This window comes from Burkholderia sp. GbtcB21 (assembly GCF_019091065.1).
Lineage (GTDB): Bacteria > Pseudomonadota > Gammaproteobacteria > Burkholderiales > Burkholderiaceae > Burkholderia > Burkholderia pyrrocinia_C.
The window spans coordinates 670,453-686,509 of record NZ_JAGXKA010000001.1; the positions used below are offsets into that span (position 1 = coordinate 670,453).

17 protein-coding genes and 1 pseudogene are annotated in these 16,057 nt (G+C 67.4%); 1 reads left to right on the plus strand and 17 read right to left on the minus strand.

Going from position 1 to position 16,057, the window contains the following annotated elements:
• Nucleotides 1-21: 21 nt before the first annotated feature.
• The 13 genes from KVT39_RS02895 to KVT39_RS02955 all read right to left on the minus strand — a co-directional run bounded on the left by KVT39_RS02895 (nt 22) and on the right by KVT39_RS02955 (nt 11,928).
• Entirely contained in the window at nt 22-1,266 is a 1,245-nt protein-coding gene (locus KVT39_RS02895) for an NAD(P)/FAD-dependent oxidoreductase (RefSeq protein ID WP_217587731.1), read from the minus strand.
• Nucleotides 1,263-2,225, minus strand: coding sequence for a VOC family protein (locus tag KVT39_RS02900; RefSeq protein WP_217587732.1), 963 nt, complete (start codon nt 2,223-2,225; stop codon nt 1,263-1,265). Before KVT39_RS02900 ends, KVT39_RS02895 begins: the two co-directional genes overlap by 4 nt.
• Before the next feature lie 18 nt (nt 2,226-2,243).
• Complete coding sequence (locus tag KVT39_RS02905; protein WP_105392105.1) at nt 2,244-3,734, minus strand: aldehyde dehydrogenase; 1,491 nt, start codon at nt 3,732-3,734, stop codon at nt 2,244-2,246.
• An 89-nt stretch (nt 3,735-3,823) separates the two neighbouring features.
• A complete protein-coding gene (locus KVT39_RS02910) occupies nt 3,824-4,639 on the minus strand; it encodes an aspartate dehydrogenase (protein WP_175747506.1) in 816 nt (271 codons plus the stop codon).
• The gene (locus KVT39_RS02915) at nt 4,632-6,299 is read right to left on the minus strand and encodes a thiamine pyrophosphate-binding protein (protein ID WP_131949453.1); all 1,668 of its coding nucleotides are present in this window, start codon (nt 6,297-6,299) and stop codon (nt 4,632-4,634) included. The genes KVT39_RS02910 and KVT39_RS02915 overlap by 8 nt, the downstream gene beginning before the upstream one ends.
• A complete protein-coding gene (locus tag KVT39_RS02920) occupies nt 6,292-7,089 on the minus strand; it encodes an SDR family oxidoreductase (RefSeq protein WP_217587733.1) in 798 nt (265 codons plus the stop codon). Before KVT39_RS02920 ends, KVT39_RS02915 begins: the two co-directional genes overlap by 8 nt.
• A complete protein-coding gene (locus tag KVT39_RS02925) occupies nt 7,086-7,940 on the minus strand; it encodes an IclR family transcriptional regulator (RefSeq protein ID WP_034180367.1) in 855 nt (284 codons plus the stop codon). The genes KVT39_RS02920 and KVT39_RS02925 overlap by 4 nt, the downstream gene beginning before the upstream one ends.
• Nucleotides 7,937-8,833, minus strand: coding sequence for an alpha/beta fold hydrolase (locus KVT39_RS02930; protein WP_105392101.1), 897 nt, complete (start codon nt 8,831-8,833; stop codon nt 7,937-7,939). Before KVT39_RS02930 ends, KVT39_RS02925 begins: the two co-directional genes overlap by 4 nt.
• Nucleotides 8,834-8,851: 18 nt before the next feature.
• Complete coding sequence (locus KVT39_RS02935) at nt 8,852-9,379, minus strand: cupin domain-containing protein (RefSeq protein WP_105392100.1); 528 nt, start codon at nt 9,377-9,379, stop codon at nt 8,852-8,854.
• A gap of 29 nt (nt 9,380-9,408) precedes the next feature.
• A complete protein-coding gene (locus KVT39_RS02940; protein ID WP_217587734.1) occupies nt 9,409-10,179 on the minus strand; it encodes an SDR family oxidoreductase in 771 nt (256 codons plus the stop codon).
• On the minus strand, nt 10,172-11,242 hold the full coding sequence (locus KVT39_RS02945) for an aromatic ring-hydroxylating dioxygenase subunit alpha (protein WP_105392098.1): 1,071 nt from the start codon (nt 11,240-11,242) through the stop codon (nt 10,172-10,174). The genes KVT39_RS02940 and KVT39_RS02945 overlap by 8 nt, the downstream gene beginning before the upstream one ends.
• A 55-nt stretch (nt 11,243-11,297) precedes the next feature.
• Nucleotides 11,298-11,609, minus strand: coding sequence for a recombinase-like helix-turn-helix domain-containing protein (locus tag KVT39_RS02950; RefSeq protein ID WP_131949524.1), 312 nt, complete (start codon nt 11,607-11,609; stop codon nt 11,298-11,300).
• 1 nt (nt 11,610) lies between these two features.
• Entirely contained in the window at nt 11,611-11,928 is a 318-nt protein-coding gene (locus tag KVT39_RS02955; RefSeq protein WP_027789384.1) for a non-heme iron oxygenase ferredoxin subunit, read from the minus strand.
• Nucleotides 11,929-12,375: 447 nt separating this feature from the next.
• Between KVT39_RS02955 and KVT39_RS02960 the strand changes: the two genes are divergently transcribed.
• The gene (locus KVT39_RS02960; protein WP_131949447.1) at nt 12,376-13,455 is read left to right on the plus strand and encodes a porin; all 1,080 of its coding nucleotides are present in this window, start codon (nt 12,376-12,378) and stop codon (nt 13,453-13,455) included.
• A gap of 84 nt (nt 13,456-13,539) precedes the next feature.
• Here KVT39_RS02960 and KVT39_RS02965 read toward each other — a convergent pair whose 3' ends face one another.
• The 4 genes and pseudogenes from KVT39_RS02965 to KVT39_RS02980 form a co-directional block, all read right to left on the minus strand.
• Nucleotides 13,540-14,433, minus strand: a complete 894-nt coding sequence (locus KVT39_RS02965) for an IclR family transcriptional regulator (protein WP_034180374.1) — start codon at nt 14,431-14,433, stop codon at nt 13,540-13,542.
• Nucleotides 14,434-14,721: 288 nt separating this feature from the next.
• A complete protein-coding gene (tecA, locus tag KVT39_RS02970) occupies nt 14,722-15,258 on the minus strand; it encodes a type 6 secretion system effector deamidase TecA (RefSeq protein WP_254640307.1) in 537 nt (178 codons plus the stop codon).
• A 40-nt stretch (nt 15,259-15,298) separates the two neighbouring features.
• Nucleotides 15,299-15,550, minus strand: a pseudogene (locus KVT39_RS02975) (YbaB/EbfC family DNA-binding protein); the annotation flags it as partial.
• Nucleotides 15,551-15,673: 123 nt separating this feature from the next.
• Nucleotides 15,674-15,880, minus strand: coding sequence for a hypothetical protein (locus KVT39_RS02980; RefSeq protein ID WP_034180396.1), 207 nt, complete (start codon nt 15,878-15,880; stop codon nt 15,674-15,676).
• Between the last annotated feature and the right edge of the window lie 177 nt (nt 15,881-16,057).

Consider the following 16,057-nt stretch of genomic DNA (forward strand, 5'->3'; position numbering starts at 1 on the left):
TGTCTCCTGGTCTTTCGCCGGTCAGGCAAGCGCTTTAGTAGTGTCTGCCAGGGCTTCCGTATCCACTGCCCGGCCCTGGTTCATCCACTTGCGCGCGAGCTTCAGCTCGCGTGCGTTGTTCACGGCGATGACACCTCTCACGTGCCCGTCGCCAAGGAAAAACAGCGTCGCGCGACGCGCGGCGAGATCGCCGCGCACGACGAGCTGCGCATCGGCCGGCAGATCGCCGAGGATCTGCAGGTTCACGTCGTACTGATCGGACCAGAACCACGGAATCTCCGCGTACGGCGCGCGCACGCCGAGCACGGCCTTCGCGGCCGCGATCGCCTGGTTCTGCGCGTTGGCCCACGATTCGAGCCGCACGCGCCGCTTCAGCCAGCCGTTGTGATGATTCGCGACGTCGCCGCACGCGAAGATCGCCGGGTCGCTCGTCGCGCCGAATTCGTCGACGACGATGCCGTCGTCGACGGCCAGCCCCGCATCGCTCGCGAGCGACGCATTCAGCGCGAGGCCGATGCCGGCCACCGCGAAATCGGCGTCGATCGTCGTGCCGTCGGCTAGCGTCGCGCGCACCTTCGATGCATCGCCAGGCTGCGCATCGAGCGACGCGAGCGCCGCGCCGACACGCACATCGACGCCGTTCGCGCGATGCAGGTCGAGCAGGAAATCCGACACGATCTGCGGCACCGAACGTCCGCACAGCCGCGGCGCGCCTTCGACCACGACCGCCTCGACGCCGAGCTTGCGCGCGGTGGCCGCGACTTCGAGGCCGATCCAGCCGCCGCCGATCACGAGTACGCGTTGGCTCGCGCGCAGCTTCTCGCCGAGCGCGGCCGCTTCGTCGAGCGTGCGCAGGTAGTGCAGGTTCGGCGTCCTCACGATTGCGTCCGGCAGGCGGCGCGACGTGCCGCCGGTCGCGATCACGAGCCGGTCGTATTCGATCTCGCGGCCGCTGGCGGTCGTCACCACGCGGCGCGCGCGGTCGATCGATGTGGCGCGTTCCGGCTGCCATGCTTCGATATCGAGCGCGTCGAATTCGTCCGGGCGCACGACGCGTACGGTTTCGATATCGGCGTCGCCGGCCAGCACGGCCTTCGACAACGGCGGACGCTCGTACGGCAGGTGCGGCTCGTCGGCGATCATCACGAGGCGGCCCGTGTAACCTTCCGCGCGCAACGTCTTCAGCACCCAACCGGCGGCCTGGCCGCCGCCGATCACGACGACCGTACCGGGCGCGGGCTGCGCGGGCGTATTCGCTTCGGTCATGATTTGCGCTCCGTCATGAACTTGCCTTCCGGCGCCTTCGCGTTTTTCTGCCGGCGCGTGTTGCCGTCGAGGCCGCCGTCGACGGCCCATTCGGCGAACACGGTCGGGCCCGGCTCGAATTCGCGCGGCTGCCAGTCGGGCGTCAGCACGTCCTCGTCCGCGTAGTACTCGATCAGCGCGCCGGCCGGATTCTGGAAGTACCAGAAGTACGCGGACGACACCGGGTGACGGCCCGGGCCGAGTTGCGTTTCCCAGCCGCAGCGGTCGATATGCATACCGCCACCGAACACTTCATGGATGTCGCGCACGGTGAACGCGACGTGGTTCAGGCCGCGCTTGCCATTCGGCAGCGCGAGCAGGAACAGGTCGTGATGGCCGCCGTGCGGCGCACAGCGCATGAACGCGCCGCGGCCCGGGTAGCGATCGGACGTCTCGAAGCCGAGCAGTTCGTGATAGAACTTCACCTGTTCGTCGAGGCAGTTCGTGAAGAACACGACATGCCCGACCTCGACCGGCTCCGCGCGTGCATAGATCGGACTCGGCTGGTCGACGCGCAGCGTCTGGCCCCACACGTTCGACGGCGAGCCCGTGATGTCGAGTTCGCGTTTGCGCGTGACTTCGACGCGGATCGCCATTCCGTTCGGGTCGATACAGCCGACCGCATCGTCGTGCGAGTAATAACCGGGCTGGCCGGCGAGCTTCGTGCGCAGCGCGTCGAGTTCGCCCTGCATCGCGACGCCCCACGTCACTTCGCGCAGCGTCGGGCCCGCTTCGAACGCGGGCGGCAGCGCCGGATCGTCGGCGTTGACGGCCAGCACGGTGCAGCCGTTCATCGTCTCGAAGCGCGCGTGCGTGTCGTCGTGCGCGACTTCCTTCAGCCCCCAGTCGGCGAAAAAGCGCCGGCAGGTCGCGAGATCGTCGACGCCGTACGTGATCTGCTCGATTCCCAAAATGCTCATTGCGTCATTCCCCTTCGCTCAGTTCGCCCACGGCAGCGGCGCGTCGTTCAAACCCCAGTAGAGGCTCTTCTGCTGCATGTACTCGCGGATGCCGAGGCGCCCCTTCTCGCGCCCCATCCCGCTCTCCTTCCAGCCGGAGAACGGCGTGGAGATCGAAAACAGCTTGTACGTGTTGATCCAGACGGTGCCCGTCTCCAGCGCACGTGCGATGCGCCACGCACGCTTGTAGTCGCGCGTCCAGATGCCGGCGGCAAGGCCGAACACGCTGTCGTTCGCCTGCGCGATCAGCGACGCTTCATCGTCGAACGGCATCGCGACGAGCACAGGCCCGAAGATTTCCTCCTGGCAGATGCGCGCGCTGTTCGGCAAGCCTTCGAGTATCGTCGGCTGGTAGAAGAAGCCGTGCTCGCGCCCGTCGCCCGACGGCCGCTCGCCGCCGCACAGCAGGCGGCCGCCTTCTTCCAGGCCGAGCGCGACGTAGCGCTCCACCGATTCGCGGTGTTTCGCGGTGATCAGCGGCCCCATCTGCGTATCGGGCCGCGTCGGGTCGCCCACGCGCAGCTTGCGTGCGCCCGCAACCAGGCGCTTCATGAATTCGTCGTACACCGCGCGCTGCACGAACAGCCGCGAACCCGCGATGCACGCTTCGCCCGACGAGCTGAAAATGCCGTACAGCACGCCGTTGACCGCATGATCGAGATCGGCGTCGTCGCACACGATCGTCGGCGACTTGCCGCCGAGTTCGAGCGACACGGGCATCAGCTTCTCGGCCGCGATGCGCGCGATGCCGCGGCCCACTTCGGTGCCGCCCGTGAACGACACCTTCTTCACCAGCGGATGGCGCACGAGCACGTCGCCGATCACCGAGCCCTTGCCCGGCAGCACGCTCAGCACGCCCTTCGGCACGCCGGCTTCCTCGCAGATGCGCGCGAGCGCGAGCGACACGAGCGGCGTGACTTCGGCCGGCTTGAGCACCACCGCGTTGCCGCCGGCAAGTGCCGGCGCGAGCTTCTGCGCGTCGGATGCGATCGGCGAGTTCCATGGTGTGATCGCGGCGATCACGCCGATCGGCTCGTACACGCTCATCGTCAGGTAGTCGCCGCGCGACGGCGTCAGTTCTTCGTCGAGCGTTTCGAGGCAGGCCGCGAAATAGCGGAACGTGTTCGCGGCGCTGGCCACCAGCACGCGCGTCTCGCCGATCGGCTTGCCGTTGTCGCGGCGCTGCAGGTTCGCGAGCGCCTCGTGGCGCTGCATGATCAGATCCGCGATGCGGTACAGCACCTGCGCGCGCTGGTGCGGCTTCAGCCCGGCCCAGTCGGCGCGGCGCCATGCGGCATCGGCGGCTTCGACGGCTTCTGCCGCGTCTTCCGCGTTAGCCGTCGACACTTCCATGTTCACCGACTGGTCGGCAGGATAGATGCTGGCGTAAGGCGCGCCACGGCCGCGCCGCCACTCGCCGCCGATCAGGATGTTGCCGTCGGGTACCAGGCTCGTATCGAAAGGTGTCATGTCACAAGTCCCACAAATCTGTCTCTGCGCACCCGCCCTCGCCGTGGCGCGGACGGACGTTCAATAGTCCGAATCTCTCGAAGCGCCGCTCAGATCACGCAGCGGGCCGCGCGGTTGCGCAGCGCGCGAATCGCGCTGAACGCCGTCAGCGCGGACGTCTTCGGGTTGTCGGGCAGCGGCTTGCCGCTCATTTCCAGCGACATCTCGCCGAATGCGCCGCGCGCGGTGAAGCGGTGCACGTTGCGCGCGACGGCCGGATCGGCAATCAGGCGCACGCGCGTCGCATCGAGGCCGAGACCCGCGAGCGCGACGGTCGCCGCGACGTTCGCGTTCTTCGGATACAGCCGCGCGGCGTCGCGCGCGGTGCCTTCGAAGATCACCTTCTCTTCGGCCATCGTGCGCAGGTCGCACAGTTCCTCGGCCGGCGTGCCGAGCCAGCCGAGCGGCGGCTTGCGGCCGACGTACAGCACTTCGTCGAGGCCGCCCTGCTTCGCGGATGCCAGCGCGTCGATGCCGCCGATCGCGCCCGACAGCAGCGTCAGCGTCGCGTCGCCTTCGTCGGCAGCCTGCGACAGCACGTCGAGCAGCGCGAGATCGGACAGCGCGCCGATCGATGCGACCGCGCAGTCGGTGCCGGCCTTCAAGAGCGGCACGACGTGATCGACGAGCGCACTGTGGCCTGCGCATTCGAGCGCGAACTCGGGGCGGCGGGCCAGTGCGTCGACCGACGACACGACCTCCACCGCGCCGCCCAGCACGCCCTGCACCGCGGCGCGCTGGTGGTCGGGCACGATCACGTGCGCGATGCGCAGCGCCGCATCGTGCTCGACCGCGTGGTACACGGCCGCGCCGATCGCACCGAAGCCGATCATCGCGACGTCGACGGGTGCGTGCGCGTTACGCATACTGGCGCTCCGTGGGCGCTTCCTTCTTCACCGGCGGGCCCGCGAACTGCGACGCAAACGAGCCGACCGACAGCATGTCGACTTCGACCATCACCGGCCCTTCCTTCGCCATCCCGTCGCGCACGATCGCTTCGGCCTGGTCGAGCGACGTGATTCGGTAGTGCGTGAGGCCGAAGCTCGCGCAGAACTGCGCGAAATCTGGCTGGTGCAACTGCACGAAGCAGCGGCGGCCGCCGTAGTGCGCATCCTGGATGTTGCGAATCACGCCGTAGCACTGGTCGTTCATCAACACGATCATCACGTTCGCGTTCTCCTGCACGGCCGTCACCAGCTCGCCGACGTTGACCATCAGGCCGCCGTCGCCGACGAGGCAGACCGTCTTCGCGGCGGCGCCCGCCAGCGCCGCGCCGATGCCCATCTGAATGCCCTGGCCGATGCCGCCGCCGAGCGCATGCACGCCGGCGCGCGGTTCGAAGATCTTCAGCAGGCGGTTTCCCCATGTGCTGTTCGAGATCGTCACGTCGCGCACCCAGTTGTAGTCGCGGCCGACCGCGCCTTGCAGCGTATCGACGAGCTGCTTGTACGGCCCGAGGCCCTTCGCCACATCGGCGACCGCCTGCTCGCGGGCCGCCGCGAGATCGGATGCGAACTGCGGATCGACCGACAGGCGGCCTTCGAGGCGATCGGCCAGCTCGGCCAGCACGCGCTTCGAATCGCCGTGCACGAACAGCTCGTTGCGGTAGCCGCGGTTGTCCGCGAGCGCATCGGCATCGATGCGGAACAGCGGCTGCGGCAGCGCGAGCTTGTACTTCAGCGTCTCGTTGCCGCGCAGGCGCGAGCCGACCACGACGAGTGCGTCGCAGGTCTTGTAGAACGCTTCGACGGACGCATGCACGTTGAACGCGCCGAGCGTCGCCGGATGATCCTCGGGCAGCACGCCGCGGCCCTGCACACTCGTCACGACGCCGAAACCGAGCTTCACGAGGCGTTCGACTTCGTCGCGGGCGTGGCGCGCGCCGCCGCCGAGCCACAGCAGCGGGCGGCGCTTGGCCGCGAGTGCATCGGCGAGCTTCGCGACGCGTGCGGCGTCATGCTCGCTCACCGCGACGTGCGCCGGCGCGAGGTCTTCCGGCCATTCGATTTCGGCGGCCTGGATATCGATCGGAATCTCGACCGACACGGGGCCCGTCGGCGCGGTCTGCGCGATGCGCACGGCTTCGCGGATCGTCGGCAGCACGGTCTCGACCGTGCGCACGCGGAACGCGGCCTTCGAGATCGCGTCCAGCATCGTCAACTGGTCGGGCGCTTCGTGGATATAGGCGAGATCCTGGTCGAGGTACGGCGTCTCGATCTGCCCCGTGATGTGCAGCATCGCGGTACCGGCCGTCAGCGCCTCGACCATCGCGCCGGCCGCGTTGCCCGCCGCCGTGCCGGTGCTCGTGAATGCGACGCCGAGGCCGCCCGACACGCGGGCCAGGCCGTCGGCCATGTTCACCGCGCCCGCTTCGCCGCGCGCGCCGACATAGCGGATGTTGCCGCGCGAGTTGATCGCGTCGAGGATCGGCATGTTATGGATCGAAATGACACCGAATGCGGTTTTCACGCCGCACTGCTCGAGAAAGGCGGCAATCAGCTCGCCAACCGTGGTTTTTTTAGACATGGCGTGCAAAGCCTCCAGAAACGTCGATATGGCTGCCCGTCGTGTAGGACGACAGATGCGTTGCGAGATAAAAAAGTGCCCAGGCGGCCTCGTCGGGCTTGCCGAAGCGATTCAGCGGAATGTTCTTCTTGCGTGCGAGCGCACCCGTCCAGTCTTCCCAGCTTTCGCCGGCTTGCGCCTGCGCTTCGTAGCGGCGGCGCCACTGACCGGACTCGACGATGCCGATCAGGATCGAGTTCACGCGGATGCGCTGCGGCGCCAGTTCGGTCGCGAGCGACTTCACGAGGCTCAGCACGCCTGCACGCGCCGACGACGTCGCGACCATGTGCGGCTCGGGCTGCAGCGCGAGCAGCGAGTTCACGCAGGTGATCGTCGGTGCCTGCGCATCGCGCAGCAGCGGCAGGAACGCGCGCGTCGGGCGGATGATGCTGAAGTACTTCAGTTCGAGCTCTTCGCGCCACGCGTCGTCGGTCGTATCGGCGAAGGTCGACACGCGGCCCTGGCCCGCGTTGTTCACCAGCATGTCGGCACGGCCGAAGCGTGCGGACACCGCTTGCGCGAACGCGGCCACGTCGGCTTCGTCGAGCACGTTGCAGCGCTCGGCGAGCAGTTGCGCGCCCGGATATTTTTCGCCGAGCATCGCCGCGGCGCGTGCGAGTCGGTCGCTGTCACGGCCGCAAATCGCGACCGACGCACCGGCCTGCAGGAACCGTTCGGCCGTCGCGAGGCCGATGCCGGACGAACCGCCCGTCACCACCGCAACCTGCCCGGTCAGATCGATCTGAATCATCGGAGTCCTAACGCCTTCATAAACGTGTGCTCGTCATCCGAGCGGTAATTGAGCCGCCGCGACAATTCCGCCGCCGCGCGCTGCACCTTGTCGATCAACCCGTCCGCGATCAGCGCCGCGTCGATCTCCGGCCGCGGCACCGTCACCGTGATGCACGCGACGATCCTCTGTGTCTCGTTGCGCACAGGCGCCGTGACCACCGAGATGCCGCGTTCGAACGACGAATTGCTGACGCCGTAGCCGCGCAGCGCATCCTCGCGGATCACTTCGTACAACGCATCGACCGTCTCCGGCGTCGCGCTCGTCATCCGGTTCAGCGTGCCTTCCGGATACAGCGAGCGCAGCTCCTTCAGCGACAGGTCGCCCATCAGCACGTGGCCGTGCGTCGTCGCATAGGCGGGCAAGCGGGTGCCGACGTTCACGCGGATCGAGCTGAACACCGGCGACTGGCTCTGCGCCTTCGCGACGAACACGACGTCGCGGCCGTCGCGGATCACGATGTGCGTCGTGAAGCCGGTCGCGTCCCGCAGGCTCTCGATCACCGGCAGGCCGAGATCGGTCAGCTCCAGCGAACTCAGGTATTCGAAGCCGAGCCGCAGCACGGCGATGCCGAGCTTGTAGTTGCGATCCTTGTCCGCACGCTCGAGGAAGCCGAGCGATTCGAGCGTCTGCAGCAGACGGAACACCGTCGTGCGCGGAATGCCGAGCCGCTTCGACAACTCCGGCGCGCCGAGCACGGGCTCGCGCGGCGAGAATTCGGCGAGAATCCGCAGCCCGCGTTCGAGGCCCGGCACCACGTAGCTGGCTTCGGCCTTCCCGTTTTCGGGTTCTTGTTGCAGCGGTTCGCTCATACCAGCCCCCACTGCGTATCGCACTGACGGCAGAACGTGTCGATCAGTGCGGAATAAACGGCCGGCGCTTCCACGTACCCGGCATGACCGGCTTGCGGAATCACCTGCAGCCCGACGTGCGCGGCCGCGGCGATCCGCTCGCATGCGGCGGGCGGCGTGATCGCGTCGTTCGCGCCGACGGCCACGGCCGTGCGGCCGCGAAAACCGGCGAGATCGGCCGCGAGATCGGCGTTCGCGAGCAGATGCGTGGCCTGCGCATAGCCGGCCGGCACGATGCGCGCCATGTTCCAGCGCACCCACGCACGCGCATCCTCGCTCGCGAAACCGGACAGCATGTTGCCGCTGCGCTGCTCGGCGAGCCCGGCCGGGCCGAGTTCCGCGAGCATCGCGAGCCGCGCGTCGCGGCGCGATTCGCGCGTTTCGGCGGGTGCGCTGCCGTAGCCACCGGCAGGCGACACCAGCAGCAGGCCGGCGATCCGCGCGGGCATCACGCGGGCGAGACCGCCCGCGACGATCGCGCCGAGCGAATGCCCGACCAGCACGCAGCGTTCGATGCCGAGTGCCTCGAGCCACGCGTTCAGCGACGCCGCGTAATCGGCGGCGGCCGGCGACGCGCCGTGCACGGGCGTCGACACGCCATAACCGGGCGCATCCCACGCGAGCACGCGCCGCGATGCACCGAGCGTGTCGAGCTGGCGCACCCACGATGCGGCACCCGAGCCGATCCCGTGCAGCAGCACGACGGGCAGCGCGCGGCCCGCATGCTGCGCGCCGGCCTCGCGATAGCCGATCGTGCCCGCCGCGCCGGCCGCGCAGCGCTGCTCGGGAAACTGCCCGAGCAGCGCTGCGAATGCCGCGGTGCGGTCGCGTTCACGTTTGTCGATGACACTCATTGCTTCACCGGCTCCGTCTCAACGCTTGATCTTCGCGAGCGGCGAATCGGGCGGATACGTCGGCGTGATGGGCTTCGGCGAACCGAGCATCACGCACATCAGCGCGTCTTCCTCGCCGATGTTGATTTCCGTGCGATACACGCCGGGCGGCACCGAGATCAGGTCGCGCTCGCCGAGGATCGCTTCCCACGTCTCGCCGTCGCGTTCGCAGATCACCTTCATCTTGCCGCGCAGCACGAAGAAGATTTCTTCCACGTCGATGTGGATGTGGCTCGGGCCGACGTTGCCGGCCGGGATCACCATCGTCGAGAACGTGAAGTTGCCGGCCGGCACCGTGTTGACGTCCTTCGCGACGCCCGTGCCGCCGGTGCCGACATAGCGCATCTGCGCACGGCGGTACTTCGGGTCGTAGTCGGCCTGGAACTTCAGTGCGTCCCAGTCGTAGCGACGCGTCGCGTAGCGCGCCACGCGCCCTTCCATCCAGTCGTTGAAGCTTGCGCCTTCCGGCTGGTCCCACGACTTGCGTTCGAGATCGGCGTCCGCCATCGTCCTCTCCTTCATTCAGAGTGAAAACATCAATTCATTACGAAGCCGCCGTTCACCGGCAGCAGTTGGCCCGTCACGAAGCGCGCGCCGTCCGACAGCAGGAACAGCACGGGGCCCGTCACGTCGTCGGGCACCTGCGCACGCGTCAGCGCGCGGCCCTGCATGTAGAACGCGTGACGCTCGGCCGGCACGTAGGCGGTCGCCTCGACTTCGGTCAGCCCCGGCGCGATCGCGTTGACCGTCACGCCGTGCGCGCCGAACTCGCGCGCCTGCGCATGCGTCATCGCGATCACCGCGCCCTTGCTCGCGACGTACGCGAGCAGCTTCGGCGCGCCCCACAGCGCGGTGTCCGATGCGAGGTTCACGATCGCGCCGCGGCCCGACTTCGCGAGGTGCGGCAGCGCCGCATTGCTGACGAGCCACACGCCGCGCACGTTCACGTTCATCACGGCGTCCCATGTCGCGACGTCGAGCTCCGTCGACAGCTTGCCGCCCGAGTTCGTGATCGCCGCGTTGTTGATCAGCGCGTCGATGCCGCCGAGCGCCGCCGCGCCCTGCGCGACGAATGCGTCGACGCTCGCCGGGTCGGCCAGGTCGAGCGCGAAGAAATGCGCAACGTGGCCGGCTTCCGACAGTTGCGCGGCAAGCGCACGGCCTTCGTCGGCCAGCACGTCGCCGAACGCGACCTGCGCGCCCGCGGCGACGAGCGCCTTCACGAACGCCGCGCCGAGGCCGCGCGCGCCGCCCGTGACGAGCACGCGGCGCCGCGCGAGCGACACGACCGGTGCGAGCTCAGCCATTCGCGGGCTCCGAAGCGGCTTGCGCCGCGCGATGCGCGTCGAGCGCGGACAGGTGTTCCTGCGCACGCTGGCGCAGCATCCGGCGCACGCGCGTGATGCCGACGTCGTGCTGGTACAGGTATTCGTGATCGCGGGCCTGCGGCGCGAGGCTTTCGAGGACGTAGCGGTCCTGCTCGAGCACGTCCCAGTGCAGCCCTTCAAGGCGGTTGCGGTACATGAAGCGCCACACGTCGCGCTGCCAGCCGCTGACCTTGCGCGTGCGCCAGAAGTAGACCTGGCAGTTGTCGCCGTCGACCGGCGTCGCGAAGCCGATGATCCCGAAGTTGCCGCCCGGGCCGAACTTCTGCTTGTACGGAATCGCGAGGCGCATCCACAGGCAGCCGGTTTCGCCGAGTTCGACCCAGTCGAAGTTCACGTCGCGCTGGCCGATCTTCTCGAACATCAGGCCCGTTTCCGTCTTGCGCACGCGCATGTCGGCCTGCTTGTCGCCTTCGGCCATCGAGTGCGACGTCGCGTGCAGGTATGCGCCGTGCATCGGGTCCATCACGTTGTCGATCGCGTACTGGTAATTGCACTTCCAGTTCGACACGCACAGGAAGTGGCCGTACTCGTCGGCGACCAGTTCCTCGGGCAGGTTCAGCGGCGCCGGCTCGCCGTGCGCTTCGTCGCCGAACCACAGGAAGATCGCGCCGGCCTTCTCTTCGACCGGATAGGACTTCACGCACTTCATGCCTTCGAGCGGACAGTTCGACACGGCCGGCACACGGTTGACCGTGCCGCCGCCGTCGACTTCGATGCCGTGATACCAGCACGCGATGCTGCCGCCGAGGTTCCAGCCGAGCGACAGACGCGCGCCGCGGTGCGGGCAGCGATCCTCGAGCGCGTGAACCTTGCCGTCGTGATCGCGCCAAAGCACGATCTGCTCGGACAGGCGCGTCAGGCCGACGGGTGCGTTCGACACCTGCCAGCTCGGCGCGACGGGATACCAGTAGTTCTTGATGCCGCGGTCGAGATAGTCACGGACCGGGTCGTGTTGGGAAGCGTGTTGTGCGGGGGACGTCATCAGTGTGCTCCGGATGCGGTTGTCGTCGGGTCGGCGGATCGCGCGCTCGGCGCGGTCATTCCGCGAGCGCGGCCATTTCGGCGCGGAAGCGCTCCGGTGTCCACGGCGTGCCGTCCGGTGCGCGGAAGCCGATGCGGTTCAGGCCCGCGACGACGTCGTCCAGCTCGGTCGCGCCGGCTTCGAACACGCGTTCGAGCGCATCGCCGAGGTCGTTCTCGTACTGGGTCGGCTCGGCCTTGCGGTTCTGCCAGATCCGGTTCTCGACCTCACCCGGAATCTCGATCTGCCCCTTGCCGGCGACGTTGTTCGGCTGCGGCGCCACCCACGGCTTCAGGAAGGGATTGAAGTTGACGGTCGCTTCTTTCATGTCATTCCACCTTGATCTGGATTTCCTCGCCGGCGAGGCGCACCGCGTACTGCTTCAGCGCGCGTCCGCCCGGACCCTTCAGGCATTCGCCCGTCCTGATGTCGAACACGGCCTCGTGCAGCGGGCATTCGACCGTGCCTTCGTCGACGAACCCCTGCGTCAGCAGCGCGTACGCATGCGGGCACACGTTCTCGAGCGCATACACGTCGTCGCCGACGCGATAGATCCCGATTTCGACGCCGTCGGTCCGCTTGAACTCGATCGGCGTGTCTTCCGACAGCGCGCCGGCGTGTCCGGCGCAAATCCATTGTTCAGACATCTCACACCCTTCCTTCTGATCGACTCTCGGTTTGTTCCTTGTTTGTTCCATATTCGGAACGTCAGTTTATGGATGGTGATTATAGGAGCGACTTTCCACGAGTAAAACAAAAAGCTGTGTGCCCTAGGGAAAACACCGACCATCGGGTCGACCATTGCCACCGCCTGCCCCATCAAATGTGATTTTTTGTTTTGTGGCGGGGAGTTATGCCCTTTTTGAAAGCTTCACGCACCGCTGCGGCGCAGCGCTTTCGATCCCATCCGTCCCGAAAAATTTATTTTTGATCACGCGCTTGACACCCCTATACTCCATTCCATCAGAGGCACGCCGTTCCTTATATGGAACATACGAAATGCCCACCCGGCGGTGAAACACGCGTGACGGCCGGCCGTCCCCGCGCATGCCGCCACGGCACGTTTTCATCAGGTTGGAGAGTCAGGAGATCAAATGGTCAAGCATGCGGTAGCAGCAGCAGTCATCGGGATGGGCGCCGCGTCCGGCGCGTGGGCGCAGAGCAGCGTGGTGCTGTACGGCAGCCTGGATGCGGGCGTCGCGTACGTGAACAACGTCGGCGGCCATGCGAAGTGGGCGATGATCCAGGGCAACACGCAGCCCGATCGGTGGGGCCTGAAAGGCAAGGAAGACCTCGGCGACGGCCTGTCGGCGATCTTCCAGCTCGAAAACGGCTTCTATACGAACAACGGCCAGTTCGCGACCGCGAACACGATCTGGAACCGCGCGGCGTTCGTCGGCCTGAGTTCGGACCGCTACGGCACGCTGACGCTCGGCCGCCAGACGCCGCTGTCGTTCGACTATCTCGATCCGCTCAGCACGGCCTACCTGGCGCTGAGCTGGTACGCGTTCCACCCCGGCAACATCGACGGGCTCGCCGCGACCGGCAACGTGCCGTACAACAACTCGGTGAAATACCGCTCGCCGACCTACGCGGGCTTCTCGGCCGCGGCGACGCTGGCGCTCGGCAACACGACGAACTTCTCGACCGGCAAGTCGGTCGGCGTCGCGCTGAACTATGCGAACGGGCCGTTCAAGGCGTCGGCCGTCTACTCGAACGAACACGACCGCTCGATCCTGATCGGCCAGACGGGTATCGCGTCATTCCAGGGGCAGAACACCGCGAACGGCTACATAGCGAACAAGGTCGAGAACATCGGCGCGGGCGCGTCGTACCAGTTCGGCGACTTCCTCGTGCACGGCCTCTACACGCGCACGAAGATGCAGTCGAACGGTTTTTCGGATACGTTCCAGAGCTATGACGCGGGCGTGAACTACCGCAGCAGCGCGTTCAACACGATCGCGGGCGGCGCGGCGACCACGACGCTGGCCGGCCGCCGCTGGACGCAGGTCGAGCTCGGCGACATCTACGCGCTGTCGAAGCGCACGCAGCTCTATGCGAACGTGTTGTACGAGCACGGGTCGGGCGGCGCGAAGGCCGCGTTCTTCACGGCCGGCGTGTCGAGCACCGCGAACCAGGTGATCGTGCTCACCGGGATCCACCACTCGTTCTGAGCGGTTTCGCGCGTTCGGCGCCTGAAACGACAAGAGCGGCCCGCGGGCCGCTCTTGCTTTTTGCGATGCCGGGCGCGTCGCGAGTCAGAACATCGCGACCTTGTGGCGCGCGTGCGCAAACGTCGGGTCGCTTTCGAGCGGACGATAGTTCAGGCGCTGCGACAGGTCGACCGCCGCACCGCATACGGCTTCGACGAGCCGCTCCTTCTCGCCGGCCTCGCCGATCTCCGAACGCGGCACCGTCGCGGTGATCGCCGCGACGATCGAACCCGAATGATCGCGCACGGGCGCGGTCACGGCCGAGATGCCGCTTTCGAACGCCGCCTCGCTGACCGCATAGCCGAGCCGCGCGTACTGCCGCACGCGTTCGTACAGTTCGTCGACGGTGCCCGGCGTGCGCTCGGTGAACTGCTCGAGCCGCTTTTCCGGATAGAGCTGGCGCAGCGCGTCGCGCGTCAGGTCGCCCATCAGCACGTGGCCGTGCACGGTCGCATGCGCGGGCAGGCGCGTACCGACGTGCACCTTCACCGAACCGAACATCGACGCATTGCTCTGCGCCTTCGCGACGAACACGACGTCGCGCTGGTCGCGGATCAGCAGGTGCGTCGAGAAGCCGGTGGAATCGCGCAGCCGTTCGAGCACCGGCGCGCCGAGATCGGTCAGCTCGAGCGAGTTCAGGTATTCGAAGCCGAGTCGCAGCACGCCGACGCCGAGCCGGAAATGGCGGTCCCCGTTCACGCGTTCGAGAAACCCGAGCGCCTCGAGCGTCTGCAGCAGGCGGAACGTGGTCGTGCGCGGAATGCCGATGCGCTTCGACAGCTCGGGCGCGCCGAGCACGGGTTCGCGCGCCGAGAATTCGGCGAGAATCCGCAGCCCGCGCTCGAGCCCCGGCACCAGATAGGACGAAGCGCCGCCGGACGATTCGTCGTCGCCGGCAGCGGCAGGATCGGGGGCGTCGCTCATCGTTGTCTTGACCATGTGGACATGGACGGAAGGAAATCGGTCACGAAACAGGCCATGGATCGTCGTGGATATTCAGTCATGCTACTCCAGCGCGCGCGCAGGTTCGCACCCGCGCGCTGCGCCGCGACGCAGCATGCGCATCCGCGACCCCATGCAGAGTCATTCACGGTCGAGAGGATAGCAGCGATGGACAGCGCGACGCCATGCGGAAATCGCCGAACGGCGGGAAGACCGCCGCCCGGCCGTTGCCCGCTTCGGGCGGCTGAAAGACGACAAACGGCGCGGCATCCGACGCCGCGTCGCCTACAGGCGCGACAGGTGGACCCGGAGGTTCGCGCGATCGAACGTAAAGCCGCCGGCCGCATCCTGCTCGAGCACCCGTGCAAGGTCGACCGCATACATCCAGCCGCTGCCCAGACGGCCGCCGTTCACGGCCCGGATCCGGCTGCCGCCGACCGCGATCGCGGCATGAAAGACATTGCCGCCGCGGGAGAAACCGACCGCGGTTCCCGCCGGAATGCCGGCGCGCCCGTCCCACTGATCGCCGGTCTCGAAGTTGAACCGCGTCCTCCAGTGCTGACCGATCGTGTCGAGCAGCGTATCGGGCGCGATCATCGCGTCGCCGCGCAGCAGGTACCGGACATAGGCCGCGGCGTCGTAGCAGACGCCGCCGGACACATACTCGTTGATGTCGGCCATGCCGTACATCAGCGCTTGCGCATGTTTCTGCTTTTCGGCGAAACCGGATTGGGCGACATGGCCGCCTAACTGGGTCAGTTGCATGGGTAGGTCCTTTTGAGGAAGAAAGGCATCGTCGTCCCGCCAACGCAATAACCTCATATCTTATTACGATATCCGCCGACGGCGGCCGGCCCGGGCGTCACGGCGCACGCGCCGCCGACGCCGGTGCAGCGGCGGCCACGTCGGGATTCGGCGCGAGCCGCAGGCGCACGCGCAACGGCTGCAGCATGTCGGGCGGCGGCGGCTCGGCCAGCGGGCCGCCGGCCGTGAGCAGTTGCCGCAGCGTCGCGTCCGCGCCGGGATCGCCCAGCGACGCGAATTCGACGCGCGTGACGGCACCGTTCGCGCCGATCCACGCGCGCACGACGATCGCGGGCGGCGGCGCACCGGCGCACCGCATGCGGTATCGCGCGATGTATGTATCGCGGTGGAAGGAAGACGGGAACCGATCAGGAAAAAAACGGCAGGCGGCGGGCGGTGAAGGCGATCCTCGGGCGGGATCGACGCGACGGCGTCAGGCCGTCACGGCGGCGTCATACTCGGCGCGGGCAAGCTGGCCGGCGGCGTACGCCTCGGCTTCGCCGCGAAAGCCTTCCCGGCTGAATGCGACGACTTTCACACCCACGCCGGTCGCCCGCTTCACCGTCAGCGCCCATTGCCATCCGCCGTCTTGTTCGAAGACGTGCAGCGAGGGTTCGAAGGAAGGGTCGAGTACGGTCACGCGTTATGCTCCTGCCCCGTTGCACGTTGCATCGGCAACGCATGGGGGCATGTCGAAAAGATCGCGCCGGGATGCGCGCGTTTCAGCCATTCGACAGTCTAGTCAATGATTGTTGCGACGCACCATCAGAGGTTTCACTCATCTATCGGAACCGGGCGGTCGATCGAATATGTCTGA

Excerpts from the sequence above, each read along its gene's own strand:
- KVT39_RS02900 (WP_217587732.1), bottom strand. The coding sequence starts at position 2,225 with ATGAGCATTTTGGGAATCGAGCAGATCACGTACGGCGTCGACGATCTC.
- KVT39_RS02895 (WP_217587731.1), bottom strand. The coding sequence starts at position 1,266 with ATGACCGAAGCGAATACGCCCGCGCAGCCCGCGCCCGGTACGGTCGTC.
- KVT39_RS02935 (WP_105392100.1), bottom strand. The coding sequence starts at position 9,379 with ATGGCGGACGCCGATCTCGAACGCAAGTCGTGGGACCAGCCGGAAGGC.
- KVT39_RS02950 (WP_131949524.1), bottom strand. The coding sequence starts at position 11,609 with ATGAAAGAAGCGACCGTCAACTTCAATCCCTTCCTGAAGCCGTGGGTG.
- KVT39_RS02920 (WP_217587733.1), bottom strand. The coding sequence starts at position 7,089 with ATGATTCAGATCGATCTGACCGGGCAGGTTGCGGTGGTGACGGGCGGT.
- KVT39_RS02905 (WP_105392105.1), bottom strand. The coding sequence starts at position 3,734 with ATGACACCTTTCGATACGAGCCTGGTACCCGACGGCAACATCCTGATC.
- KVT39_RS02940 (WP_217587734.1), bottom strand. The coding sequence starts at position 10,179 with ATGGCTGAGCTCGCACCGGTCGTGTCGCTCGCGCGGCGCCGCGTGCTC.
- KVT39_RS02965 (WP_034180374.1), bottom strand. The coding sequence starts at position 14,433 with ATGGTCAAGACAACGATGAGCGACGCCCCCGATCCTGCCGCTGCCGGC.
- KVT39_RS02910 (WP_175747506.1), bottom strand. The coding sequence starts at position 4,639 with ATGCGTAACGCGCACGCACCCGTCGACGTCGCGATGATCGGCTTCGGT.
- KVT39_RS02945 (WP_105392098.1), bottom strand. The coding sequence starts at position 11,242 with ATGACGTCCCCCGCACAACACGCTTCCCAACACGACCCGGTCCGTGAC.
- KVT39_RS02955 (WP_027789384.1), bottom strand. The coding sequence starts at position 11,928 with ATGTCTGAACAATGGATTTGCGCCGGACACGCCGGCGCGCTGTCGGAA.
- tecA (WP_254640307.1), bottom strand. The coding sequence starts at position 15,258 with ATGAGGTTATTGCGTTGGCGGGACGACGATGCCTTTCTTCCTCAAAAG.
- KVT39_RS02915 (WP_131949453.1), bottom strand. The coding sequence starts at position 6,299 with ATGTCTAAAAAAACCACGGTTGGCGAGCTGATTGCCGCCTTTCTCGAG.
- KVT39_RS02930 (WP_105392101.1), bottom strand. The coding sequence starts at position 8,833 with ATGAGTGTCATCGACAAACGTGAACGCGACCGCACCGCGGCATTCGCA.
- KVT39_RS02960 (WP_131949447.1), top strand. The coding sequence starts at position 12,376 with ATGGTCAAGCATGCGGTAGCAGCAGCAGTCATCGGGATGGGCGCCGCG.
- KVT39_RS02925 (WP_034180367.1), bottom strand. The coding sequence starts at position 7,940 with ATGAGCGAACCGCTGCAACAAGAACCCGAAAACGGGAAGGCCGAAGCC.